Raw genomic sequence first — 24926 nt, 5'->3', positions numbered from 1 at the left:
CCCACTGCGACCGCGTTGCCGTGCCACTTCACTCAGCCTTTGACCCCGACTTGCCCGCCGACAACGCCTTGTGGGACGTGCTCGTGGTGGGCGGTGGGCTCAACGGCTGCGGCATTGCGCGGGACTTGGCCGGGCGCGGCTGGCGGGTGCTCCTGGCCGAGGCCGGGGACTTGGGCGCACAGAGCTCCTGTGCCACCTCCAAGCTCATCCACGGCGGCCTGCTCGAACTCAACCAGAGCCCCTTGCGCGAGATTCGCAAGGCTTTGCGTGAAGGCGAGCTGCTGCTGCACAGTGCCCCGCACATTGTCTGGCCGCTGCGCTTTGTGTTGCCACTGGAGCCAACCAGCCCCCCGGCGTGGCGGCTGCGCCTGGACCTGCTGCTGCACGACCACTTGGCGCCAGGCAATGCGCTGCCTCGCCACGAGCGGCTGGCCCTGCGTGGTCATGTTGCCAAGCAGCCCCTGCCCGCAGCGCTGCAAAACGCTTTTGCCTACTCCGACGTCTGGGCGGACGATGCCCGCTTGGTCTTGCTCAACGCCCTGGATGCACGCAACAAAGGCGCTCGCGTGTTGCCCCACACGCGGGTGCAGGCCGCAAGACCCTGCACCGATGGGGCGACGCCCTGCTGGGCGGTCAGCCTGGACACGGCGCAGGGCCCACTGCGGCAACGCGCCCGCGTGCTGGTCAACGCCACCGGAGCCTGGGCCCATCAGTTCAGCAACCACGTGTTGGGCCATACCCGCGCCGCACCGCGCCTGGTGCGCAGCAGCCATATCGTGGTGCCACGCATTCACGAGCATGAGCACGCCTACCTCTGGCCCGCAGGCCAGGGCCAGGCGCTGTTTGCTCTGCCCTATGAACACCGCTACACGCTCATTGGCAGCACGCAAGTCGAGGTCGGTGCTGCAGCGCTGGAGCACCCCACGGCGGCCAGCGCTGAGGACGTCGACACGCTGTGCCGTGAAGCCAGTCGACACCTGCACCAATGCCTGACCCCCAGCGATGTGGTGTGGCACTTCGCTGCCCTTCGCCCCATGCCGGTCGAACTTGGTGGCAGCGCCCAAAACGGACAGCTGGAGCTCAGCCGCAGCGGCCCCGCGCTGCTGCAGGTCTGGGGTGGGCGGCTGTGCACCTACCGCCACTTGGCCGAGAAGGCCGCCAATCTGCTGGGCCCCGTGCTGGGTGAATCGCGCCTGGCCTGGACGACGCATGCGCATCTCCCTGGGGGCGACTTCTCTGCCTGGGTCAACCCCGCGTTGGCCAGCAGCGACCCCCAACAAGCTTTCGAACAGCTGGTGCGCGCACTCAATCAGCGCTACCCCTTTATGGACGGCGACTCCATGCGCCGCTTGGCGCGGCGCTATGGCTCGCGCGTGCCCATGGTGTTGGGGCTGGCTGAAACACTCTCTGACCTGGGCAGCGCCGTGGCGCCGGGCCTCTACGAACGCGAACTGCACTACCTGCGCGACGAGGAATGGGCGCGCAGCGCCGACGATGTGCTGTGGCGCCGCACCAAGCTGGGGCTGCGCTACAACGCCCAGCAGCGCCACAACGTGCAGCGCTGGTTTGCCTGAGCGGCGCTGGCCCCAGGGCCGCTCAGCGCAAGCTCACCACCCCAGTGCACCACCCACCCAACCACCCTGGGGCGAGGTGCTGTAGGGCATGCGCGCCAGGCTGCCCGCGCCGCCGCACTGCGCGGCGTCAACCGCCGAGGTCAGAGCCAACTGCTCGCTGGTGACTTTGCGCTTGAAGCAGCCGCCGGCCGTGTCGGTGTAGAAGTAGTTGTGCGCAGCGCGGCGCAGCTTGCCTTCGGGTTTGAGCGGCACGTAGGAGTAGGTGCTGACCTCACTCTGCACGCTGGAGGCAAAGCTGCCACCCTTGCTGTCTTGGCGCAGCAGCGCTTCGGTAAAACCAATATCGGTCTTCCACTCATATTTGCCATCCGCATCCACCTTCAAGTCCACCACCAACGGGTAGCTGTAGTTGCGCTGCACGGTGTGGGTCACCCCGCCCAGCTGCGCCGTGGAGGTGGTGCTGACTCGGGTGTTCTGGGTGTAGTTCTGCGTGCTCTCGGTGTAGGTCTGAAGGTTGGAAAAGCTCATGCTGTAGCTGGTGCTGAGCTCCTCGCGCCCTTTGGAGGACACGATGTAGCCGCTGGTGCTGTAGCTGCGCTGCGCCCCCATGCTCAGGCTGCCCGTGGCTTCGCTGCTGTTGTTGCCTTTGATTTGATCGTCCACGCCCACCTTGGCCGCATCAGCAGCGGTGTTGCTGATAACGCCACCGCTGACCACGGTGCTGGCAGCATCGGTATAGCCCAGCAGCACACCCAGCACGGCAAAGTAGCTGGTCGAGCCCGGCACGCTGAAGCTGAACTCATGCGACTTGCCGTCGTTGAGCAGGCCAGCAAAGGGCGAAAGATCCAGACGGTAGGGCAGAAGGTTGAAGGCCTGCACAGAGGGGATGGAGCGCCACAGCGCGGGGTTCATGCCCCCAGTAAAAATCCAGGGGTAGACCGGCGCCACGCCCACAGTTTGCCCATCGATTTGCACCACCAGCTCGCGCAAGGCCGTACCACCGCAACTGTCCAAAATGGTCTTGAGTCGGTCGGTCACGCAGGAGAACCAGAACTCCTCGCCTGATTGACCTTGAGGAATCACGTCCAAGTAGACGCGCACCATATTGCGCGGCAACTCCAGTGTGCGTTTGGCCAGTGGATTGCCTGAGCTGATTTGTATCGGGCGCCCATTGGCCCCCGCGCTAAAACCCCACACGACCTGCGCCGCCGGCAGGGCCGGCTCGGTGGCGCTGGCGGGGTAGAACTTCAGCCGCGCACTGCCCGTCAACAAGCCCGTGTAGGTGTTGTCAAAGAGGTTGTCCAAATCCACATAGCCCACTGCCGCGTTGCGCAGCACCTGGCTGTATTCGGTGACGTCGCGCTGCACATGCCAGGTGGGCGCCACATCGGCCGAAGGCTCTTGCGTGGTGCCCGTGTAGAGGTTGACGCCGTTGATGGAGATGTGGGCCGAGCGGTCGTACTGGCGCCCCATGGTGCTGCTGAAGTCGGCCTCCAGCACCACCTTGGCCCAAGGCCCGGCGCAAGCGGCGGGCGGCGCGTAGTCAAAGCGCTTGGAGCTGAAATCCTTGAACTCCTGCCCCTTGAACAGCACCACCTCGCAAGGCGTGGTGCTGGGTCGAGGCACGGTGGGGTCGGCGGTAAAGGTGTCTTTGGAACCCACCGTCATGCCCTGCACCGCAGCGTCAGACGCCGCTTGCGGTGCCGTTGGCGTGGACCCGCTGTTGTTGGCGCTGTCATCAGAGCCGCCACAAGCAGCCAAACACAGCACCAACGCGCACAAGGCGCCATAACTCGGCGCAATTGCTCTGATCATTCGTCGCTCTCCCTCGCAGCGCAAGCCACATTGGTCGGTCCATGGGGTGGACCATGGGCGTCGAATGTCTCTCTCCGAGTCGAGCATGGGCATCGCGACTTGCCCTAGGCCTTGCCCCCTAAAACATAGGGCTCACACCCGCCCTCTACCCAGAGGTTTGAACAAGCTGGCGCGCGATTGGGGGGGATGGCGCGCCGTGGCAAGGCCCAGGGTTTGTCGGAATCTTTCAATACAGCCCGAACGCCAGACCCGGACACTGCACGGAGCCATCCCCCAGACAACACTGCACATGACTTTGGCCACATCCAAAAGCCCCGATGGGCGCCCCCTCAAGCGCGCACCCTTGACTCAGCCGTGCTTGGGCGCGTGCGCGCGCCGCGACCCCTTGCACGCGGCCCAGCGCAGCGCCGCAATGGGTGACTTGGTCTTCAGCCGTGTGTTTTGCAAGCGCGTGTGGGACGTGCATCACCCCCGCTGGCTGCGGGCCCTGGTGGTCGGTCCGGCGCCCTCTCGGTTGCGCTGGGAGCACCCCGTCGAAGCCTTCCTACGCACCCAAGGGGCAGCTGCCAATGCGGCGACAGCTTGGCAAGAACAGCACCAGTGCTTGCGCGACAGCATCTCCCGCCAGCGGCTGGAGAGTCTGGCGCCATCAATCTGCTTGGCCACAGAGCGTGCGCTATCGCGCCTGCTACCTGGGCCCGCAAGCATGGATGACTGGATCAATCAGCTGGTCATGGAGGTGCTGCTGGATGCGCTCTTCAGCGGCATTTGCGATGGCGATCCGCGCCAAGCGGCCACCGCCGTGCAGGGCATCAGTGCGCAAGCCCTGTTCGATCTGAGACAGCCTTTCACCTGGCCGCAGTGGACACCTTGGCAGCGGCGCCAGCGCCAGTGGCTGCGCGTCCTGGACGGTCTGGTGCGCTCGGGGCTGCAACGGCGCGAGCGCATGCCCCACATCACACGCCCCTCAGACATCTTGGCCTGGCTGATGGCCTGGCGAGACAGCCAGGGGCAGCCCCTGGACACCACCGCCCTGCACAAGACCTGCGTGGGCCTGCTGCTGGCCCAGCAGGCCAGCATCACAGCAGCCCTGCGCGGGTGGGCGGCGTGCATGGCCAAGCACCCGCGCGCGCAGGCCCAAGCCTTTGCACAAGTGCAGTCGGTGCTGGGCAACCAGACGCCGACATCCGCCCAGCTGCTGGGCCCGCTGCGCGTCATTGACGCCACGCTGCATGAGGCCATGCGGCTGCACCCGCCCGTACCTGCCCTCGTGACGGGCCAGCTCAACGCCGACATCGAGCTGGGCGGACAGCGACTGGCGCGTGGCGATTGGCTGCGCGTCACGCCTTGGGTGTTGCACCACGACGCGCGCTGGTGGCGCCAGCCTGATGCCTTTGTGCCGCAACGCTTTCTGGGGGAGGAGGGGCACCCCAAGCCCTTGCGCTGGGCCTACTTGCCCTTTGGCTTGGATTCCCACATCGGCCCAGGCCAGCACCTGCCCATGATGGTGATGCGCATCGTCGCCGCCATGGTGCTGCAGCGCTTGGCACTCAGCCCTGTGGCGGAAGGTGCCGACGCAGCCCCCGAGCCCAAGCGCTCAAGCGCCCTGCAAGCCGACAAGCCCTTGATCTTGCAGCTGAGCCGGCGCCAACCGCAGACCCAACCCAATAGGAAGCCCAGGCCAGGGGCCTAGGCTGACTGTCGGAGTGCCTAAAGCTCAGACCCGGGACGAACGGCGACGGTTCAAGCCCAGCACACTCAGGCCTGCGGCGAGCAACGCCAACGTTGAAGGCTCGGGCACGGCCGCCACGCCGTTGAGCGTGAAGGGCAGCTCCACGCCTGCTCCAGTGCCCGTATCCACCAGCCCGACAAACGCCGCGCCCCCAATTGACTGCATGGCGTTGCCCACCACCCCGTCGGCCGTGGGAGGTTGCCAGGGCCCAGTCAGGCTGGTGCTGCCCGCCAAACTCCAGGTCAGCCAATAAGACCCAGCCGCCAGGTTCACGTCCGGAATGTCCACGCCCACGCGGTAAATGGCGCGCTGGGTGTTGGTCAGGGTCGTCTCAGACACGCGGTAGCCCACGCGCCCACCGTTGCTGGCCGCCGTCGTGCCAGAGACCACTACCGCAGCCGAGGCGAGCGAGGCGCCGGACAGAATGCTCCACGTCACCGAAGTGAAGGGGAATGCCGCGGCATTGGTTTGATAGGCGTAAAAGTCGATGGACTGCACGGTCCAGCCCGTGCCCGACACCATGAAGTCATCGGCCACCTTGTTGGTGCTGCTCGCTTGGGCACCGAAGCCAAAGACGGTGCTTGGCGTGCGCATGATCGACAAGCCAGAGGCCTCCACCACTGGCCCGTTGTTGTACAAAGTGTCCGCCTGTGCCGCGCCCACACAGGCCGCAGCCACAACTGCACTCAGCAGGATTCGCTTGGGATTTGCCAACATATCACCCTCGAATGGTTTGCATTGAGGCTATGAAATTAGTCACAAATGCGGGAACCGTAGCTTGGGTAATGGAGCTTGAAATCTCCTCATTCCCCACCTAATTCCCACCAGCTCAAACCACGCTGTCACGCAAAGCGGGTGCTGTGCGCCCTCGAAGCTGGACAGCCGGCCCCAGCTCCTGACCGAAGGGCCGCTGCGGCTACTTGGTTTGCGCACAAGCTCATGAGGTGAACGCAGTTCACGCCGCGGCCCTGTCTCTTTAGGCTCAAGGCTCTAGCAAGCCATTTTTCTCACCCTTGAGCGAGGAGCCTGTATGAGCAACACCCCCGACACCCCGGCCGCCGCACCCGCTGGCGCCGCCCGCTGGCGCCGCCCGCCCGGCCTTGAACCCGCAGTGGCGGTTTGAGACCCGCTCGCTGCACGCGGGCTATGCGCTGGACCCCACCACGCGCGCCGTGGCCGTGCCCATCTACCAGACCGTGGCCTACGGCTTTGACAGCGCCCAGCACGGCGCCGATTTGTTCGACCTCAAAACCCCCGGCCACATCTACACGCGCATCAACAACCCCACGCAAGACGTGCTCGAAGCGCGGCTGGCGGCACTCGAAGGCGGCGTGGGTGCGCTGGCCGTGGCCTCGGGCCAAGCGGCGGTGACCTACGCCATCCAGACCATTGCCGAGGCGGGCGACAACATCGTGGCCTCCAGCGCGCTTTACGGCGGCACCTACAACCTGCTGGCGCACACGCTGCCGCAGCTGGGCATCACCACGCAGTTCGCCGACTACCGCCAGCCCGACAGCTTTGAGGCCCTCATCAACGAGCGCACCAAGGCCGTGTTTGTGGAGTCGCTGGGCAACCCGCAGGGCAATGTCACCGACATCGCGCGCATCGCCGAGATTGCCCACCGCCACGGCGTGCCGCTGATCGTGGACAACACCGTGCCCAGCCCCTACCTGAGCCGCCCCATCGAGCACGGGGCCGACATCGTCGTGCACTCGCTGACCAAATACCTGGGCGGGCACGGCGTGGCCGTGGGCGGCGCCATCATCGATGGCGGCACCTTCCCCTGGGCTCAGCACAAAGAGCGCTTCAAGCGCCTCAATGAGCCGGATGTGAGCTACCACGGCGTGGTCTACACCGAGGCCGCGGGCCCGGCGGCCTTCATCACGCGCGCCCGCGTTGTGCCGCTGCGCAACACGGGCGCGGCCATCTCGCCCTTCAACGCCTTCCTCATCCTGCAAGGCATTGAAACGCTGTCGCTGCGCGTGGACCGCATCAGCGACAACGCCCTCAAAGTGGCCCAGCACCTCAAGCAGCACGCCAAAGTAGCCTGGGTGAACTACGCCGGACTGGAGGACCACCCCGACCATGCCTTGGTCAAAAAATACCTCAGCGGCAAGGCCTCGGGCGTGCTGACCTTCGGTCTCAAAGCGCAGGGCACGGGCAGCACGCGTGAAGCGGGTGCGCGCTTCCTCGATGGCTTGGCGCTGTTCACGCGCCTGGTCAATATCGGCGACGCCAAATCGCTGGCCACCCACCCGGCCTCCACCACGCACCGCCAGCTCTCACCGCAGGAGCTGGACCGCGCCGGTGTGGGCGAAGACACGGTGCGCCTGTCCATCGGCATTGAGCACATCGACGATTTGCTGGCCGATCTGGACGCCGCGCTGGCGCGGGTCTGAGCCCCCCCCTGCAGCACACACACCGCCGCCCGAGGCTTTGGGGCGGCGGTGGCGCGGTTCAGGCCTGCGCCACGGCGCGCTCCAGCGCGTCGACAAACAGTGCGGCCACATCGCAGCCGGTTTGCTGGCCGATTTCCTGGAAGCAGGTCGGGCTGGTGACGTTGATTTCGGTGAGCCGCCCGCCAATCACATCCAGACCCACCAGCATCAAGCCGCGCGCGTGCAGGATGGGCGCCAGATGCTCGGCAATGGCGCGCTCCGCCTCGGTGATGGGCATGGCCACGCCCTTGCCACCGGCGGCGAGGTTGCCGCGCACTTCACCGCCTTGCGGAATGCGGGCCAGCGCATAGGGCACGACCTGGCCGCCGATGAGCAACACGCGCTTGTCGCCCTGGTCGATTTCAGCAATGCGCCGCTGCGCCATCACGGTTTGCGCCCCGTCGCGGTTGAGCGTTTCGATGATGGCCCCGAGGTTCATGCCATCGGGCCCGACGCGGAAGATGCCCATGCCGCCCATGCCGTCCAGGGGCTTGAAGATGACGTCGTGGTGCTCGGCATGAAAAGCGCGCAGCTGCGCGGCCGAGCGCGTCACCAGCGTGGGCGCGGTGTGCTGGGGGAACTCCAGAATGGCGAGCTTTTCCGGGTGCTCACGCAGCGCGCTGGGGTCGTTGAACACGCGCGCGCCCTCGCGCTGGGCCTGGCTCAGCAGCTGGGTGGCGTAGAAGAACTCGCTGTCAAACGGCGGGTCGGTGCGCATGAGCACGGCGTCGGTCTCGGCCAGCGGCAGGTCGGCGTGTTCTTGCACCTCAAACCAGTGCTCCACGCTTTGCCCATAGCCGCTGGCCAGCGCTTGCGCGCTGAGCGCAATGCGCCGCGCCGCCAATGCCGTCACCCGCCCGCCATGGCGCCAGGCCAGATCCGGCGCTTCGGTGCACCACAACTCATGCCCGCGCCGCGCCGCTTGGCGCAGCATAGCAAAAGTGGAGTCTTTGTAGGTCTTGAACCCGTGCAGCGGGTCAGCAATGGTGAGCAGCTTCATGGGCCTGAGTCTCGCAAAAATTTCAGGTCGCCAGCGTCACTCATGGAAATGCACTCACGCGCGCCTGAAGTTTTGCACCAGCAGCACCAGGCCGCCCACCACCACGGCCCAAAAGGCGGCGCCTATGCCCGCCACGGACAGGCCGGAGAAGCTCACCAAAAAGCACAGCAGGGCGGCGTCGCGGTGGTGCTCGTCTTTGAGTGCGCTGGCCAGTGCGCCCGCCACAGTGCCCAGCAGCGCCAGACCGGCCACGGCAGCCACCAACTCGCGCGGGGCCGCCAGCAGCAAGGCGGCCACCAAACCGCCGCTCAAACCCACCGCCAGATAGAACACGCCCGCGCACAGCGCTGCGGTGTAGCGCCGTGCCGGGTCTTCATGGGCTTCGCGCCCCATGCAGATGGCCGCGGTGATGGCCGCCAGATTGAAGGCGAACCCGCCAAAAGGAGCCAGCAGCAACGTCATGCCGCCCGTGGCGTTGAGCGAGGCCGACACCGGCGTGTCGTAACCGCAGGCGCGCTGCGCGGCCACGCCAGGCAGGTTTTGCGAAGCCATGGTGACCAGAAACAGCGGCAGCCCCAGGCCCACGGCAGCCCCCACGCTGAAGTGCGGCGCGGTGAACTGCGGCAGGCCCCAATGGCTGTGCTGCCAGGCCGCACCCATACCACCCAGCAGGCCCTGCGCCGCGGCCAAGGCCACACCGGCCAACAGCACCAAGGGCACGGCCCAGCGCGGCAGCCAGCGGCGTGCCAGCACATACACCACCCCCATGCCCAGCACCAGCACAGGTGCTGTGCGTACTGCCAGCACGGCGTCCAGCGAGAAGCGCGCCAACACGCCCGCCAGCAAGGCCGAGGCCAGGGCCAGAGGGATGCGCTGCATGAAGCGCTCAAAGCCGCGCGTGAGCCCAGCCAGCGTCAGCAGCGCCCCGCACACCATGAAAGCCCCCACACCCTCGGCCATGCTCAGGCCATGCGATTGCGCAATCAGCGCCGCGCCGGGGGTGGAAAAAGCGGTGAGCACAGGCTGGCGCGTCCACAGCGACAGGCCCAGCGTGGTCAACCCCGTGCCCACACCCAGCGCCCACAGCCAGGAGCCCAGCTGCGTGGCATCGGCACCCAGGGCCTGTGCGGCGTGGAACACCACAGCAATGGCGCTGGTAAAGCCCACCAGCACGGCCACAAAACCAGCCACGGCGGTGGAGAGGCTCAAGTCCGCATAGCTTTGGCGCAGAAATCGCATCATGGTGGGGTGGTGGGCAGTGGCAGTGCAGAGGTCCATCCTCGCACGCTCGGGCGCCCAGGCCTTGCCGCTGTGCCAAGGCTGTCGCGCTGGCGGCGCATTCGTGACAAGTTGGCACACACCTGGGCACGGTGAGGTTTAGGATTTCCTGCAGATGTGCCGAAGCTCAAACCATGTGTCGATTTCTTGCCTACCTGGGTGACCCCGTGTACTTGGACGAGCTCGTGTGCGAGCCACGCCACTCCCTGGTGCGTCAGTCCTTGCGCGCCGAGGAAGCCAAAACCGTGACCAACGGCGACGGCTTTGGCCTGGGCTGGTATGGCGACCGTCCGCAGCCGGGCATTTACCGCGAAGTCATGCCCGCTTGGTCTGACGAAAACCTGCTGGCGCTGTGCGCCAATGTGCGCTCGCCGCTGTTTTTTGCGCATGTGCGGGCAGCCACGGGCGGCGGCATCACGCGGCTGAACTGCCACCCCTTTCAGCATGGGCCTTGGATGTTCATGCACAACGGCCAGATTGGCGGGTTCTCGCAGCTGCGGCGCATCATGGAGATGCGCCTGCCCGACCACCTCTACGAGCGCCGCCGTGGCGCCACCGATTCCGAGCTGCTGTTCCTGCTGATTCTGCAAGCCATGGAGGCCGGGCGCAGTGCCCCCGACGCCACCCAGCAGGTGCTGCAAGAAACCCACGCCATGATGCGCGCGCTGCAAATTCAGCAGCCACTGCGCTTTGCCGCGGCCCTGGCCGATGGGCAGCAGATCTGGGCTTTTCGCTTCTCCAGCGACGACCGCCCACCCACGCTCTACCGCCGTGCGCATGGTCGGGGCTGGGTGGTGGCCTCAGAGCCCCTGGACGGTGACGACTCGGCCTGGACGCCGCTGGCCCCCAACGAGGTGCTGCACCTGCGGCCGGAGCAACTCAGCGTCAGCCAGCTGGCTTGAAACACGGCCACCCCTTCGGGGCGGCCGTTGGCACTCAGATCTCGACCTTGGAGCCCAGCTCCACGATGCGGTTGGTGGGCAGGTGCAGGAAGTCGGCCGCAGCCGCCGCGTTGCGGTGCATGCTGGCAAAGAGCTTCTCGCGCCACAGCGCCATGCCCGACCCAATGGTGGGGATGACGATGTCGCGAGACAGGAAGTAGCTCGTTTCCATCTCGTCCAACTGCACGCCTTGCTGCTCCAGCAGCTTGAGCGCCTCGGGCACATCCGGCTCGTTTTTGAAGCCGAAGTGGATGGTGATCTGCCAGCAGTCATTGCCCAAAGCCTGCACTTGCACGCGATTGTCAAAGCCCACCCAAGGCACCTCATGGTGGCGCACCGTCACGAACAGGTTTTGCTGGTGCAGCACCTTGTTGTGCTTGAGGTTGTGCAGCAAGGCGTTGGGCGTCACGCCGGATTCAGCCGACAAGAACACCGCCGTGCCCGCCACGCGCGTGGGTGGGTTGATGAAGACGGCTTCCAAAAAGCTGCCCAGGTCGATGGCATCCTCGCGCAGCTTGTCCGAGAGCTGGCGCCGCCCCTGCTGCCAGGTCAGCATCAACGTGAACATGCCAACACCGATGAGCAAGGGGAACCAGCCGCCATGCATCACTTTGAGCAGGTTGGAAGCCAGGAAGGTGATGTCGATGATGAAGAAAAAGCCCGTGGCCGCCACACACAGCGCCAACGGGTACTTCCAGCCGTGACGGATGACGAAGAAGGTCATCACCGTGGTGATGGTCATGTCGATGGTCACCGCCACGCCATAGGCCGCCGCGAGCTTGCTGGAGGAGCCAAAAAAGCTCACCGCCACCACCACAAAGAGGAACAGCATCCAGTTGATAAAGGGCACATAGATCTGCCCCGTGTCGCGCACCGAGGTGTGGATGATGCGCATGCGCGGCAGGATGCCCAGCTGAATGGCCTGCTTGGTCACCGAGTAGGCCGCCGTGATCAGCGCCTGCGAAGCCACGATGGCCGCCAGCGTGGCCAGCACGAACAGCGGAATCTCGGCCCAGGACGGTGCAATCAGGTAGAAGGGGTTTTTGATGGCCGCAGGCTCGGCCAGCAAGAGCGCACCCTGGCCGAAGTAGTTGATCACCAGCGCCGGCATGACAAAGCCATACCAGGCAATGCGAATGGGCTGCTTGCCGAAGTGGCCCAGGTCCGCGTAGAGCGCCTCACCGCCGGTGACCACCAGCACCACCGCGCCCAGCGCCACAAAGGCAATCCAGCCAAAGTTCAGGCAGAACTGCAAGGCATAAGCCGGGTTGAGCGCGCGCAGCACCTCGGGGTTGCCCAGAATCTGCGGAATGCCCAAGGCCGCCAGCGTGGTGAACCACAGCAGCATTACCGGACCAAAAGCCTTGCCCACACTGGCGGTGCCAAAGCGCTGCACGGCAAACAGGCCAGTGAGCACCAGCAGCGTGATGGGCACGATGAACTCGTGGTACTGCGGCGCGTACACATCAATGCCCTCCACCGCGCCCAGCACCGTCATGGCGGGGGTGATGACTGCATCGCCAAAGAAAATGGCCGTGCCGAACAGACCCACCAGCATGAGCACCCGGCGCAAGCGCGGCCGGTCGGCCACCGCCTGCGTGGCCAGCGCCAGCATGGCGATCAAGCCGCCCTCGCCGTTGTTGTCCGCGCGCAGGATCAGCAGCACGTATTTGAGCGAGACCACGATGGTCATGGTCCAAAACAGCAGGGAGAGCACACCCAGGATGTTGTCCTGTGTCAGCGGCACATGGCCGCCGTGGAACACTTCCTTGAGGGCATACAAGGGCGATGTGCCGATGTCTCCGTACACCACGCCCAAGGCCGCCACAGTCAGGGCCGCCAGCGCAGTGGAACTGCGCTGCGAAGTAGCTGAACTCACAAAGATTCGAAGGGCTGGTTCCACCGCCTCAATAAGGCGCACCCAGGCCCTCCTGTTGCCAAAACCCGTATTGTGAGCCCGCTTTTGTGCGGTGCGTCAATTCTTGTTTGTGGGGGAACCCCTTGATTGCACAGGTCCACGCGCGGCCTCAGCGGCAAGAAAAAAGGGCCGCATCGCGGCCCTCGGGGTCTTGGCATCAACGCCGATCAGCGGAACTCGTAGCTCGCCACCAGGTTGTAGCGGCGGCCCACTTGCCCTGCCGAGCCACCATCGTAATAGCCCGGTGCAGCTGGGCCATTCAAGGTGTAGCCGTACTGATTGCCCACATTGAGCACCGAGGCCGACAGGGTCAAGCCCTTGAAGCCACGGTAGGTCAGGCCCACGTCGGTGCTTTGCTTGGCGGTGACGTAGCACAGAGCGTTGTCACGCAGCAGCGTGTAGTTGGCTGCGGTAGAGCTCAGGCAGGTATCGGTCGTGGAGGCTTTGAGCTTGTCTTCGTGGTTGAAGCGCACAAAGCTGCTCCAGTCATTCTTCTTCCACGACAGCGTGACCTTGACCTTGGACTTGGGGATGTCGCTGCTGGTCGTGCCCACAGCGACAGTCGGGGCGTCCGTGCTCAGGATCTTGTAGTCAAAACGCTTGGTCAGGGTGCCGTCGACCTTGAAGGTGAATTGCCCCAGCTGTTCGGTGGGCAAACGCAGGTTCAGCTCGTAGTCCAAGCCAGCGGTCTTGGTCCAGTTGAAGTTGCGGTACTGGCGCACCAGCATCAGGATGGGACCGCTGTTGGGAATGGTCTTGCCCGTGGCCTTGTCCACCACCCAGGTCGCGGGGTCGCTGTCACGGATGACCTTGTCGCCCCACGTTGCTGGATCCGCAGCGTAGTCAGCCAACAAGTCCACGCCGCGTTGCACACGCACTTCGTTGTTGCGCTTGTAATACCAGCCGTCCAAGGTCAAGTCGGCGTTCTTGAAAGGCGAGAACAGCAAGCCCAGGGTGAAGCTGTGCGACTTCTCAGGCTTGAGGTTAGGGTTGGCGGCCACCGTGGTAGGAAGGCTGCCAGGGTTGGGCGTTGCCGAGCTGAAACCCAGCACATTGCAGTCACGGCTGTTAGGTGGATCAGTCCGGCTCACGGGGTTCTTGGGGTCTGTCACGTCGCAGCGCACGGGATCCACCACCCGGTACTGGCTGAAGCTGTGGAAGGACGACATGTAGGACTTGCTGATCTGCGAGATCGACGGAGCACGGAAACCCGTGGCCGCTGTACCGCGGAAGGCCAGGATGGAGGGCAGCGCCGACCACTTGAAACCCAGCTTGCCGGTGGTGGCGTTGCCAAAGTCGCTGTACCGCTCGGTGCGCAGCGCCGTTTGCAGCTCCAGGCTCTTGAACACTGGCAAGCTCAGCTCGCCGAACAAGGCTGTGGAGTTGCGTGCGCCGGACGTGCCGTTGGCCACCAAACCCACAAAGTCGCCGGACTGGTAAGCCTCGTTGGGTGCGGCTTCCAGGGTTTCGCGGCGGAACTCCGCCCCCACAGCCACGCCAGCCTTGCCGCCGGGCAGGTCAAACCAAGGGCGGCTGGCGCGCAGGTCCGCCGACATGATGCTGGCATTGCCTTCCACGATGGCGTCAGAAGCCACGGTGGCGATGGCCGCCGCGTCGTTGACCTGACCAAAGCGGTAGGTCTGGTTCTTGATGGCGTCTTTCAGCAGCGAGGCGCGCAGCTGGTTCTGGCGAACGCGTTCAGAGTTCTGGCGCGAGTAGATAAAGGCACTGTCCAAGTCCCAGCCCGCAGCCACACCCACAAAGCCGGCACTGAAGCGCGCCGCGTCATAAGTGGCGATGTCCTGGCGGTCGATGTCGGCAAAGCGGTAGATCAGCTGCACCGGCTGCGAATTGGCCTTGCCATTGGTGGGGTTGTCGGGGTGCCCCACGGGCAGCACGATGGTGGGGTAGCGCACCATCGTGCCATCGAGCTTGGGCCAAGTCACCACATTGGGGTTGCTGGCCGTGCCCAGCGTGGTGGTCAAAGCTTGGGGTGCAAACGTTTCAGTCGTGCGGGTGCGGGCCACCATCAGGTCGGCGAAAACCTGCCAGTCGTCGTTGACCTGGTAGGTGCCGCGCAGGCTGCCGCCGAACTTGTCTTGTTTGGAAATGGCCTGAGCCGCTTCATCGCTGTTGAAACGGCACATGCCCACGGGCTGGCTGCCCGTGGTGGCCGAGAACCATTCGGGCCGCTTGGGCACGCCAGCGCCAACACGCAGGTCGTCCGGGCAGCCGGGCAGGGTTCCCAGATAGTTCACACCCACGGTGCTGTTGTTATTGACCTTGACGCCGTCAATGGTCGTGCTGCCCGACAGGCTGGTGGGCAGCTTGTAGTAGTTACCCCAGGGCGAAGCCACCGAGTCTGCGGAGAAGCGCGGGGAACCGTTGCCGGCAATCAGGTAGCGGTTCATCAGTTCCAAGTTGCCGCGATCCTTGAGCTCGTTGAGCATCACCGGGTCACGGCGCGACACCTCAAAGCCACCAAAGATGTTGAAGCGCTGCGTATCCAGATTGCCAAAGCCAAAGCTCATGCTGGCTTGCTTGTTCTGGCCCACGCCATCGGGGGCCGCGCCGTACTCCACGCTGCCTTCAACGCCGTTGTATTCCTTCTTCAGCACATAGTTCACCACCCCGGCCACGGCGTCAGAACCATAGAGTGAGGAGGCGCCGTCCTTCAGGATTTCGATGCTGGCGATGGCAGCCTTAGGGATGGTGTTGACGTTGATCAGGTTGCCCCGACCGAAGTTGATGTCCACCGCAGCAGCCGGCGCGATGCGGCGGCCATTGATCAGGGTCAGCGTGCCTTGCGAGCCCATGCCGCGCAGCGAGATGGTGGACAGGCCCGAAACAAAACCCGTACCCGTTCCATCGCCCACGGAGGAACTGTCCACGGCACTGACCGAGCGCAGCATCTCCGTCACACTGGCGTAGCCGCTGAGCTTGATGTCTTCGGACGTGATGCGCTGCACCACCGAGGGCGTTTCACGATCAACGCGCTTGATGAGCGAGCCCGTGACCTGGACCTTTTCGAGCTTCTGGGGCTCTCCCACAGGTGCGGACTGGGCCTGCGCTTGCATGGACACGACAATGGTGGCCAAGGCCACAAGATGAAGACGGTGTTTCATGGAGTTCCCCAAAACTTCAAAAGCTGCGCATTATTCGCAAAGTCCAGACCCTACGTTTCAATGTGTTGACCTTGCATGAGGCAATGTTTTGCTAGAGTTTTCGCGCGGTTATTCCGCGCCCAATAAGTCCTATCCCTGATGCACAACAGCCCCTCCCCGGAACAAGTCGAGAACTTCGTCACAAGACGCATGAGCCTGCGGCACCTGAGGGTGTTGTTAGCACTGGACACAGGGGGCAGCGTGAGCGCTGCGGCAGAGCTGCTGCACGTGACGCAGCCCGCCGTCAGCAAGGCGCTGGCGGAACTGGAGCAAGAGCTAGGAATTACCCTGTTTGCACGCCGCGGGCGTGGGTTTCGTGCCACGCCGCTGTGCGAACGGCTGCTGGCGCTGGGGCGAAAACTCGAATCCGACCTGCGCCGCGGTGCCGAGGATGCGGCCTCGATTGCGCGGGGGGCCTCCGGGGCGCTGTTGATTGGGGCCACCAATGCTGCGCTGGCACAAGTGCTGCCCGACGCCATGGCCGCCATGAAGCGCGACTTCCCCCAAGTCACGCTCAGCGTGCGCACCCATGCGGTGAGCGATTTGTTTGCCGAACTGCGTGCCGGGCGGCTGGACTTGGTGGTGGCGCGCACGCCGGACCACGACATGGTGCCTGACTTGGCGCACACCTCGCTGGGCTCGACGCGCGAAGTGCTGGTCATCAGCCAGCTACACCCCCTGGCACGTGAGCGACAGGTGACGTGGGCGCAGCTCAACGAGCAGGGCTGGGTGTGGCATCTGCCGGGCACGCGCTCACGCGCGCTGCGCGACACGCTGTGGCAGCGCATGGGGCTGCCCCTGCCCAATCAGCTCATCGAAACGGGCGACACCATGCTGGCGCTGTCCATGCTGAGACGCCTGCCCTTGCTGGCCATCTTGCCCGAGCCCGTGGCGCGCATGGCGGCGCAGCGCGAGCTGGTGAAGATCCTGCCTCTGGCCGTGGAGATTCCGCTCTCCGACCTCATGATGTGGCATCTGCCAGAGCCGCAGTCGGAGCTGGTGACGCGCTTCAAAGCGCTGATGTGCGAGGCGGCGCTCAACACCGCACCACCACTCAACACCGCGCAGGTTTAAAGCTCCTCGGCCTCGGGGTCGGTGGCTTCGAGCTCATAGCTGGCAGCGAGCATGGCCAGGCGCGCCACCACGCCGTACATGTAGAAGCGATTGGGCGCGCTCACCCCCGGCGTCTCGCCCGGGCGCGGCAGCTGCGCCCCTTGCGCAAAGGCCAGCGGCACGTAGCGCGCACCCGGCACGTTCAGGGCTTCGTTTTCCTGGCGCCCAGCGTGCACGCGGTAGTAGCCGCCCACCACAAAGCGGTCCATCAGGCAGACCACAGGCTCAGCCACGGTGTCGTGAATGCGCTCGTAGCTCGGGATGCCCTCTTGCACGATGAGGTCGCAAGGGCCCTGGGGCAAGCGCGTGCTGGCGCCGTGGCGCGCCAAGATCTCGGGCAGGTCTTTGGCGTCACGCACCATCAGCACGCAGTCGCTGCACGAAGCCGCATCGGGCTTGATGGCGACAAAAGCGTTTTCTTGAATGCCGTAGTCCTTGAACTTGCGCCGCGTGCGCGACAGCACCACGTCCACCTGCGCCTGCAAGGCCTGCACATGCTGGGCTTGGTTCAAGTCGACTTGCTGCTGCGCCACGGTGGCGGGCACCAGCAGCCAGGGGTCCATGCCCAGCAGCTTGGCAAAGCGTTTGCACACCTCTTCGTAGGCCTGCTGGTGATGGCGCTTGCGCCGCAGCGGCCAGCCCGCGTGCAGCGGTGGCAGCAGGTATTGCTCGTGCAAGGCGCGCAGCCGGTCGGGAATGCCCGCGCTCAAGTCGTCATTGAGCAAGATGGTGCAGGGGTCAAAATCTTTGAGCCCGATGCGCGAGCGCTGGCGCAGCACCGGCTCGATCTGCAGGCTGCGGCCATCGGCCAGGCGCAGGGTTTGCGCCTCTTGCACGGTTTCATCCAGGGTGCCCAGGCGCACGTTCAGGCCGGCCATGGTGAAGATGCGCACCAGGGTCAGCAAATGGCTGAGGTAGAAGCTATCGGGCTGGCGGCGCTGCACCACCAGCAGCAGGTTTTTGGCCTCGGGGCAGATTTTCTCGATGGCGGCCATGGCCGCTTGCACGGCCAGGGGCAAGACCTCTTCGCTGAGGTGGTTGAAGCCCGCCGGGAACAAATTGGTGTCCACCGGCGCGAGCTTGTAGCCCGCGTTGCGCAAGTCCACCGAGGCGTAGAAGGTGGGCGTGTGCTCCATCCACTCGAGGCGAAACCAGCGCTCGATGGCGGGCATGGACTCCAGAACGCGCTGTTCCAGCTCGTTGATCGGGCCACTCAGTGCAGTGGTGAGGTGGGGGACCATGGCGCGCTCTTGAAAGCTGTGGGGAGCCCGATTTTAGGTGGGCCCCCACGGGCGCCAGACTACTTGTGATACGCCGTTTCGCCGTGCGCCGTGATGTCCAGGCCCTGGCGCTCGTCTTCCTCACACACCCGCAGCCCGATGGTGACTTGCACCAGCTTGAAAGCGGCGTAAGACACCGCGGCGGACCACAGCACCGTCACGCCCACCGCTTTGGCCTGCACCCAGACCTGTGCGGCGATGCTGTAGTCCTGCGCGGGGACCATGCTGAGCGTGACCCAATCGCCCACCATGCTGGGCCCACCCAGGGCCGGGCTGTTGAACACGCCGGTGAGCAAGGCACCAACAATGCCGCCCACGCCGTGCACGCCAAACACATCGAGCGCATCGTCCACGCCCAGCACGCGCTTGAGGCCACTCACGCCCCACAGGCAAGCAGGCCCAGCCACCAGCCCGATCACCAGGGCGCCACCCAGGCCGACATTGCCCGCCGCCGGGGTGATGGCCACCAAGCCCGCCACCGCGCCCGAGGCCGCGCCCAGCATGGAGGCCTTGCCCTTGAGCAGGGCCTCGCCCAAGCTCCAAGACAAGACCGCAGCCGCAGCAGCCACCAGCGTGTTCATGAAGGACAGCGCGGCCACACCATTGGCTTCCAGCGCCGAGCCCGCGTTAAAGCCAAACCAACCCACCCACAGCAGCGCCGCGCCCACCATGGTCAGCGTCAGGCTGTGCGGGGTGAAGGCCTCGCGCCGCCAGCCCAGGCGCGGCCCCACCATGGCCGCCCCCACCAAGCCCGCCACGGCGGCATTGATGTGCACCACCGTGCCACCCGCAAAGTCCAGCGCCCCCCATTGCCAGATCAAGCCAGCCTGCGCCTGCAGCGCGGGCACCACGTCGGCATGGGTGTAGGCGTCAGGCCCGGCCCAGAACCACACCATATGGGCAATGGGCAGATAGCTGAAGGTGAACCACAGCACCATGAACAGCAGCACAGCGGCGAAGCGGATGCGCTCGGCAAACGCGCCCACGATCAAGCAGCAGGTGATGCCGGCAAAGGTGGCCTGGAAGGCGGCAAAAGCGATCTCAGGCACGACCACGCCTTTGCTGAAGGTGGCCGCGGGCGAGAACACGCCGCTGACGGGGTCCCACAGCCCGCGCATGAGCAAGCGCTCGGTGCCGCCAATCAGCGCATTGCCCTGGGTGAAGGCCAGGCTGTAGCCATACAGCACCCACAGCACCACCGCCAGCGAGAAGGTGACGGTGACTTGCATCAGCACCGACAGCATGTTTTTGCTGCGCACCAGGCCACCGTAGAACAGCGCCAGACCCGGCACGGCCATGAGCACCACCAGCAAAGTCGAGAGCATGAGCCAGCCGGTGTCGCCCTTGTCGAAGTGCGGGGCGGAGGCCGCTGCTGGCAGCTCAGCAGCCTGAGCCCAGACCTCGGGCGTCAGCGAAAAAGTCAGCGCCACCAGCGCCAGCGCGGTCAAACAGCGTTTGATCATGGAGCCTCCGTGCCTTGAGTTACAAAGCGTCTGGACCAGTCTCGCCGGTACGAATGCGCAGGACCTGCTCCAGCTCCGTCACGAAGATCTTCCCGTCACCAATCTTGCCGGTGCGTGCAGCCTTTTCTATGGCTTCGATGACTTGGTCCACCACAGCCGCTGGCACCGCAGCCTCGACCTTGACCTTGGGCAAGAAGTCCACCACGTACTCGGCGCCGCGGTAGAGCTCGGTGTGGCCTTTTTGCCGGCCAAAGCCTTTGACCTCGGTGACGGTCAAGCCCTGGATGCCGATGGCATTGAGGGCTTCGCGCACCTCGTCGAGCTTGAAGGGTTTGATGACCGCGCTGATCAACTTCATGACGTCCCTCTCGTGTGGCAGGTTGACTCAGAGTGCTGCACACAGGCCTCTGGGCCTGGCGCGCTCTGAAAATTTATGGCCTGCGAGGAACGCTTGCAGTTTCTGTGCCAAGGCCCATGTCAGGGCACAGGGGGGTGCGGCGCATCACGCGCCCACCCCGGATGCACCGTTTCAGTGCGCATGGCCCAGGCTTGGCACCAAGTTGGTGAGCCTGGGCTTGGGGGGTGTGGCGGGGCTGTACCGCGCCCACCCCGCGCCTCAATACGTGTACTTCAAGCCAGCAACCACGCCGCGCTTGCCCAAAAACTGGGTGCTGCGCGCCAGCGTGCCCGGCACGTAGTAGCTCTGGTCGGCATTGGTGCCCACCAGCGTCAGGCTGGGAGTGAAGCCCTTGTAGGTTTTGGACAGGGTCAGCGAGTAGTCGGTGTAGCTGGCCTGTGGGTTGAGCGTGCCGGCCACGCGCTGGTGGCCGATGTGGGGCGTGAGTATCAGCCCATAAGGCAGCTCGAAATTGCCCGACACATCCCAATAGCCGCTGTTGCGCGTGCCCTTGCCTTCCTTGAGCAGCGGCGAATACGTCAGGCCAAACAAGGGCGTGAGTGCATGCGAGTACTTCAGCGTCAGCGGCCCCCAGCTCAGCGCGGTGTAGAGCTCGAACGTGTCCGCATCGACATAGTCGGTGTTGTGCACCAAATGGCTGGAGGGGTACCAGTAGTACAGGCCGCCCAGGTCCAGCGTCATGCCGTTGTCCATCTTGTGCTTGTAACCGGCATAGATGTCGATCTCGGCCTTGCCGCCGCCCTCGGGGATGTCTCGGGTCCACTTGATGCTTGACGCCCACACGCCCACATAGGTGCCGCTGGCGTGAGCAAAGTCCACCCCGGCCTGCACGGCGGGCTTGAGCCGTGTTTGAGAAATGCCGCGATAGCGGTAGTCGCTGACCACACCAGCGTTGGCGCTCAGGCTGTAGTCTTCGGCCGCCTCGGCGGGCTTGACGGCCAACACCGCCGTGGCAGCAACAGCCGCGTAACCCAGCGCCATAGGCCAATGCTTCTTGATTGAATTCATGCGCGAACTCCTATTCAGTGCAAGAGGACGAGGAGGTCGTGCCGCACATCTCTGCACAGGTCGCGTGCCAGCACTCCGGCGCCGAATGTGCGTCGGCGCGCTGCTCTCGTGTTGGTACGAATGCCCACTTCGCGCGCTCTTTTGCGGTTTGCGCGGCAAATGCCGGGCAGTTCAGCGCTTTGCTGAATCCGCACCGCAACATCTTCCTCAGCCTGTGCGGTGCAGGGCCAAGACAGGCCCGCTTCGCCCCAGGCCTTGCTGGGCAGAATCAGCGGCCATGCCCAAGGGAGAGGAGCCGCCATGTCATTGGCCCTGGTCAACAGCCGCGCACTCGATGGTCTGCACGCCGTCGCCGTGGGCGTGGAAGTCCACCTCAGCAACGGTCTGCCCAGCTTCACCTTGGTGGGCCTGCCCGACACCGAGGTGAAAGAGTCGCGCGAGCGCGTGCGCGCCGCTCTGCTCTCCAGCGCCCTGGTGTTCCCGCACAACAAGCGCATCACCGTCAACCTCAGCCCCGCCGACCTGCCCAAAGAAGGCGCTCGCTTTGACCTGCCCGTGGCCCTGGGCCTGCTGGCCGCCAGCGGGCAGATTGACGCCGAGCAGCTCGCGCGCTTTGAGTGCGCGGGGGAGCTGGCGCTGTCTGGCGAGCTGCGCCCCGTGCGCGGCGCCCTGGCCATGGCCCTGGCGCTGCGCGACACGGGCCGCGAACTCATCCTGCCCCCGGGTAGTGCCGCCGAGGCCGCCCTGGTGCCGGGCCTCAAGGTGCGCGAGGCACGCCACCTGCTGGACTTGGTGGCCGTGCTGCAGCCCCACAGCAGCGAGGCCCTGCCCCTGTGCACTGCGCCCGAACCCCAGCCCGAGCCCTGGCTGCCCGACCTGCGCGACATCAAAGGCCATGCCGCGCCCAAGCGCGCGCTGGAGATTGCCGCCGCGGGCGGTCTGAGCCTGCTGATGGTGGGCCCACCGGGTACGGGCAAATCCATGCTGGCGCAGCGTCTGCCCGGGCTGCTGCCCGCGCTGCCAGCCAGCGAGGCGCTGGAGTCCGCAGCCCTGCTGGGTTTGGCCGGGCAGTTCCACCCCGCGCGCTGGGGCCAGCGGCCGTTTCGCGCGCCACACCACAGCGCGTCGGCCGTGGCGCTGGTGGGCGGAGGCTCGCCGCCGCGCCCGGGCGAGATTTCGCTGTCTCAGCACGGCATTTTGTTCTTGGACGAGCTGCCCGAGTTCCACCGCAGCGCCCTCGAAGCCCTGCGCGAGCCGCTGGAGACCGGGCGCATTTTGATTTCGCGCGCCGCGCGCCAGGCCGAATTCCCAGCGCGCTTTCAGCTCATCGCCGCCATGAACCCCTGCCCCTGCGGGCAGCTGGGCAACCCGCTGCAGGACTGCCGCTGCAGCGCCGATCAGGTGGCGCGCTACCAGGGCCGGCTCTCGGGCCCCTTCCTGGACCGCATTGACATGACCATCGAGGTGCCCGTGCTGCCGCCCCACACCCTGGCCGAGCTGCCCGATGGCGAGCCCAGCCACACCGTGGCGCAACGCGTGGTGGCCGCGCGCGAACGCGCCCTGGCACGCCAGGGTTGCGTCAACGCGCTGTTGGGCGCCGCACAGCTGGACCAGCACGCCCCCTTGGGCGAGGCGGCCAGCGCCCTGCTGCAAAAGGCCGCACAGCGCCTGGCCTGGTCAGCGCGCAGCTACCACCGCGTGCTGCGCGTGGCGCGCACCATTGCCGACCTCAGCGGCTGCGTGGAGATTGAATCGGCCCATGTGAGCGAGGCCATCCAGCTGCGCCGTGCCCTGCCCGCGCGGCGCTAAGCCGCTGCGCGCTCACTTGAGCACCGCGTACTCCGGGGAAGCCAGGGTCAGGAAGATGGCCAAGCGCACGCGGTTGAGTTGCTGCTGCTGCACCGCACTGCGGTTGCTGCCATCGGCTTTGAGCGGCTCCACCGCCACCGTGGCCACGGCGTCCTGCAACTCCTGACGCAAGGCGGCATTGACGCGCCCGCCCAGCAGCCGCGCAGTGATGCGCTCCACCAGCGCATCGGGCTGGTCGGCCCAGGGCAGATCGGCCTCCAGCGGCAGCTGGATGTCGCGCCGCGGCGCCTTCCACAGCCGGCCATACATGCCAAAGCCGTTGGCCACGCCGTCCAGCATGTATTGCGCATAGCCCGCCACCGAGGTCTCGTTGACGAGCTCAAACTCCGGCATGGTCAGCCCGCGCTGGCCCGTGAGCGTGCCCGGCGCCACAAAGCCCGGGCGGTAGAAATTGAACACCGCCGGGGCGCGCAGCGGCGTTTGCCCCAGCTCTTGCGAGGGGTCGTCGGTCAGGCCCACCAGCCACTGCCCGCTGTCGCTGCTGGCACCCAGGGTGCGCAGCGCATGCGCCATGCGCAGCACGGGCTCTTGCAGCTTGCCGCTTTCGGGCAGCGCGGCCTGGCGCATGTCGCGCGCCTCGGGGTCCAGCAGCACGGCCTTGACCATGGACTTCAAATCGCCCTGCGGCCCCAAGGCCTGTGCCACACGCCCCACATAGGCTGGGCTGGGGTGGCTTTTGACCATGCGCTGGATGAGCTGGCGCGCCAGAAAGGGCGCCACATTGGGGTGGGCCGCCAGGGTATCCAGCGCCACGCTCAGGCTGCGCAGCGGGTTGGGGCTGGTCTGGGCCTCGATGGTGACGCCCAGAAAGCGCTTCTCGCTGGTGGAGTGGTATTGCGCATATGCCTGCATGGGCTGCGTTTCGCGCCCGGCCATGCAGAACTCGGGGCACCAGCCCCAGAACCAGCCTTCTGTGGTCTGGGGCGCACTCCAGCTCCAGCCGGTGAAGACCTTGGCCAGATCGGTGATGTCTTGCGCTGTAAACGTGGGCTGTGTTTGCTGATTCACCAGCAGCGGTGTGCCGTCGCTCTGCAGCTGGACCATGCCGATGGTGAAGAGCTGCATCACCTCGCGTGCGAAGTTTTCATCGGGGCTGCGGCCCAATGCATAGTCTTCTTTTTGATTGCGGATGTGCGAGAGGTACATGCCCATGGCAGGCGACAGCGCCACGCCTTCGAGCAGCGCGCGGTAGCTGCCCCCGGCATGGGTGGCCAGCAGGTCCAGATAAGCCGCGGCATTGCGCGACTCGAAGGACACGCTGTCGTTGGCGGTGGAGACCACAAAGATTTGCGACAGCCCATAGGCCACGCGCTGGCGCAGCTGGTCGGGGCCGGTCACGGCCACTTTGTAGAAGCTGCCCACCACGTCCAGCACGCCGCCGTGCTCCTGGCTGTTTTGCTGTTTGAGCTGGGCATCGGCCGCGTCCCAATTCGCCACGTGGGAGCTTTGCGGTGCGGCCCATTGCTCGTCGATCCAGGCCGCATAGCCCAGCGCCATGACGCGATCGATATCGGCCGGTGTGGGCCCGAAGCTGGCTTGCATGAGGAAGCGGTAGGCCTGCTCGCGCGTGGCGGGTTTGGCGCTGCTGCCGTCGTCCACCAGTACCGGCGCCGACGCCGCTGGGGGTGCAGGCGTGGGCACAGGCGCCTGCGGCGCTGCAGTGGCGGCCGGACTGCCCCCACCGCCGCCGCCGCCGCAAGCGCTCAATAGACCCGCCAAGCACAGCGCCAGCCAGCCAGGCAGGCGCGCGTTGATTGCTGTTTGTCTCACCACAGTCCTCCTACCCCGACAGGCACTGTCCGCCGACCTGTCGAAGCCTTCAACCACGACGCCTTCGCCGGTGGCCCCTCACTTGCCTTGGATGGCACAGGCCTGGCCCTTGCGCCACCGCCAGGCGCAGTGCCTGGCGGTGCGG

General features: G+C 65.6%; 17 protein-coding genes. 6 read left to right on the top strand and 11 right to left on the bottom strand.

What is annotated here, in order from left to right; translation table 11 throughout:
- The first annotated feature begins 20 nt into the window (after nt 1-20).
- The gene (gene glpD, locus ACG0Z6_RS00340) at nt 21-1574 is read left to right on the top strand and encodes a glycerol-3-phosphate dehydrogenase (RefSeq protein WP_394457747.1); all 1554 of its coding nucleotides are present in this window, start codon (nt 21-23) and stop codon (nt 1572-1574) included.
- Between the two features lie 33 nt (nt 1575-1607).
- Here glpD and ACG0Z6_RS00335 read toward each other — a convergent pair whose 3' ends face one another.
- Nucleotides 1608-3389 carry a peptide-N4-asparagine amidase gene (locus ACG0Z6_RS00335; RefSeq protein WP_394457745.1) on the bottom strand — a complete coding sequence of 594 codons (1782 nt, stop codon included), beginning with the start codon at nt 3387-3389 and terminating at the stop codon, nt 1608-1610.
- A gap of 64 nt (nt 3390-3453) precedes the next feature.
- On the opposite strand from ACG0Z6_RS00335, the gene ACG0Z6_RS00330 reads away from it, so the two are divergent.
- Nucleotides 3454-5082 (top strand): cytochrome P450, encoded by a 1629-nt coding sequence (locus tag ACG0Z6_RS00330; protein WP_394457744.1) that lies wholly within the window; start codon nt 3454-3456, stop codon nt 5080-5082.
- A 24-nt stretch (nt 5083-5106) separates the two neighbouring features.
- Here the strand turns inward: ACG0Z6_RS00330 and ACG0Z6_RS00325 are convergent, their stop codons facing one another.
- Nucleotides 5107-5838 carry a PEP-CTERM sorting domain-containing protein gene (locus ACG0Z6_RS00325; RefSeq protein WP_394457742.1) on the bottom strand — a complete coding sequence of 244 codons (732 nt, stop codon included), beginning with the start codon at nt 5836-5838 and terminating at the stop codon, nt 5107-5109.
- A gap of 383 nt (nt 5839-6221) precedes the next feature.
- Between ACG0Z6_RS00325 and ACG0Z6_RS00320 the strand changes: the two genes are divergently transcribed.
- Nucleotides 6222-7520 carry an O-acetylhomoserine aminocarboxypropyltransferase/cysteine synthase family protein gene (locus ACG0Z6_RS00320; RefSeq protein ID WP_394457740.1) on the top strand — a complete coding sequence of 433 codons (1299 nt, stop codon included), beginning with the start codon at nt 6222-6224 and terminating at the stop codon, nt 7518-7520.
- A 58-nt stretch (nt 7521-7578) separates the two neighbouring features.
- Here ACG0Z6_RS00320 and gshB read toward each other — a convergent pair whose 3' ends face one another.
- Nucleotides 7579-8559, bottom strand: a complete 981-nt coding sequence (gene gshB, locus ACG0Z6_RS00315; RefSeq protein WP_394457738.1) for a glutathione synthase — start codon at nt 8557-8559, stop codon at nt 7579-7581.
- Between the two features lie 54 nt (nt 8560-8613).
- Nucleotides 8614-9798, bottom strand: coding sequence for a benzoate/H(+) symporter BenE family transporter (locus tag ACG0Z6_RS00310; protein ID WP_394458786.1), 1185 nt, complete (start codon nt 9796-9798; stop codon nt 8614-8616).
- 173 nt (nt 9799-9971) lie between these two features.
- Between ACG0Z6_RS00310 and ACG0Z6_RS00305 the strand changes: the two genes are divergently transcribed.
- On the top strand, nt 9972-10739 hold the full coding sequence (locus tag ACG0Z6_RS00305; RefSeq protein WP_394457736.1) for a class II glutamine amidotransferase: 768 nt from the start codon (nt 9972-9974) through the stop codon (nt 10737-10739).
- Between the two features lie 34 nt (nt 10740-10773).
- On the opposite strand, the gene ACG0Z6_RS00300 is transcribed toward ACG0Z6_RS00305, so the two are convergent.
- Together ACG0Z6_RS00300 and ACG0Z6_RS00295 are read right to left on the bottom strand one after the other, a co-directional pair.
- Nucleotides 10774-12657 carry a potassium transporter Kup gene (locus ACG0Z6_RS00300; RefSeq protein ID WP_394457735.1) on the bottom strand — a complete coding sequence of 628 codons (1884 nt, stop codon included), beginning with the start codon at nt 12655-12657 and terminating at the stop codon, nt 10774-10776.
- Nucleotides 12658-12863: 206 nt separating this feature from the next.
- Complete coding sequence (locus ACG0Z6_RS00295) at nt 12864-15821, bottom strand: TonB-dependent receptor plug domain-containing protein (RefSeq protein ID WP_394457733.1); 2958 nt, start codon at nt 15819-15821, stop codon at nt 12864-12866.
- Nucleotides 15822-15959: 138 nt separating this feature from the next.
- Here ACG0Z6_RS00295 and ACG0Z6_RS00290 point away from each other — a divergent pair, with 138 nt between their 5' ends.
- A complete protein-coding gene (locus ACG0Z6_RS00290) occupies nt 15960-16934 on the top strand; it encodes a LysR family transcriptional regulator (protein ID WP_394457732.1) in 975 nt (324 codons plus the stop codon).
- Here the strand turns inward: ACG0Z6_RS00290 and gshA are convergent.
- From gshA to ACG0Z6_RS00270, 4 genes are all read right to left on the bottom strand, one after another.
- Nucleotides 16931-18214, bottom strand: a complete 1284-nt coding sequence (gene gshA, locus ACG0Z6_RS00285) for a glutamate--cysteine ligase (protein WP_394457731.1) — start codon at nt 18212-18214, stop codon at nt 16931-16933. The two genes, ACG0Z6_RS00290 and gshA, sit on opposite strands and share 4 nt — an antisense overlap.
- A gap of 59 nt (nt 18215-18273) precedes the next feature.
- Complete coding sequence (amt, locus tag ACG0Z6_RS00280) at nt 18274-19716, bottom strand: ammonium transporter (RefSeq protein ID WP_394457730.1); 1443 nt, start codon at nt 19714-19716, stop codon at nt 18274-18276.
- 19 nt (nt 19717-19735) lie between these two features.
- The gene (locus ACG0Z6_RS00275; RefSeq protein WP_394457728.1) at nt 19736-20074 is read right to left on the bottom strand and encodes a P-II family nitrogen regulator; all 339 of its coding nucleotides are present in this window, start codon (nt 20072-20074) and stop codon (nt 19736-19738) included.
- 258 nt (nt 20075-20332) lie between these two features.
- Complete coding sequence (locus ACG0Z6_RS00270) at nt 20333-21142, bottom strand: TorF family putative porin (protein ID WP_394457726.1); 810 nt, start codon at nt 21140-21142, stop codon at nt 20333-20335.
- Between the two features lie 300 nt (nt 21143-21442).
- Between ACG0Z6_RS00270 and ACG0Z6_RS00265 the strand changes: the two genes are divergently transcribed.
- On the top strand, nt 21443-22951 hold the full coding sequence (locus tag ACG0Z6_RS00265) for a YifB family Mg chelatase-like AAA ATPase (RefSeq protein WP_394457723.1): 1509 nt from the start codon (nt 21443-21445) through the stop codon (nt 22949-22951).
- A 12-nt stretch (nt 22952-22963) separates the two neighbouring features.
- On the opposite strand, the gene ACG0Z6_RS00260 is transcribed toward ACG0Z6_RS00265, so the two are convergent.
- Nucleotides 22964-24781, bottom strand: coding sequence for a DUF1800 domain-containing protein (locus ACG0Z6_RS00260; RefSeq protein WP_394457721.1), 1818 nt, complete (start codon nt 24779-24781; stop codon nt 22964-22966).
- Nucleotides 24782-24926: the final 145 nt, after the last annotated feature.

It is taken from the genome of Roseateles rivi, assembly GCF_043555845.1.
GTDB classification, from domain to species: domain Bacteria; phylum Pseudomonadota; class Gammaproteobacteria; order Burkholderiales; family Burkholderiaceae_C; genus Roseateles; species Roseateles rivi.
Note: the sequence above shows the minus strand (reverse complement) of the source record. Positions and strands in the feature narration are given on the sequence as shown.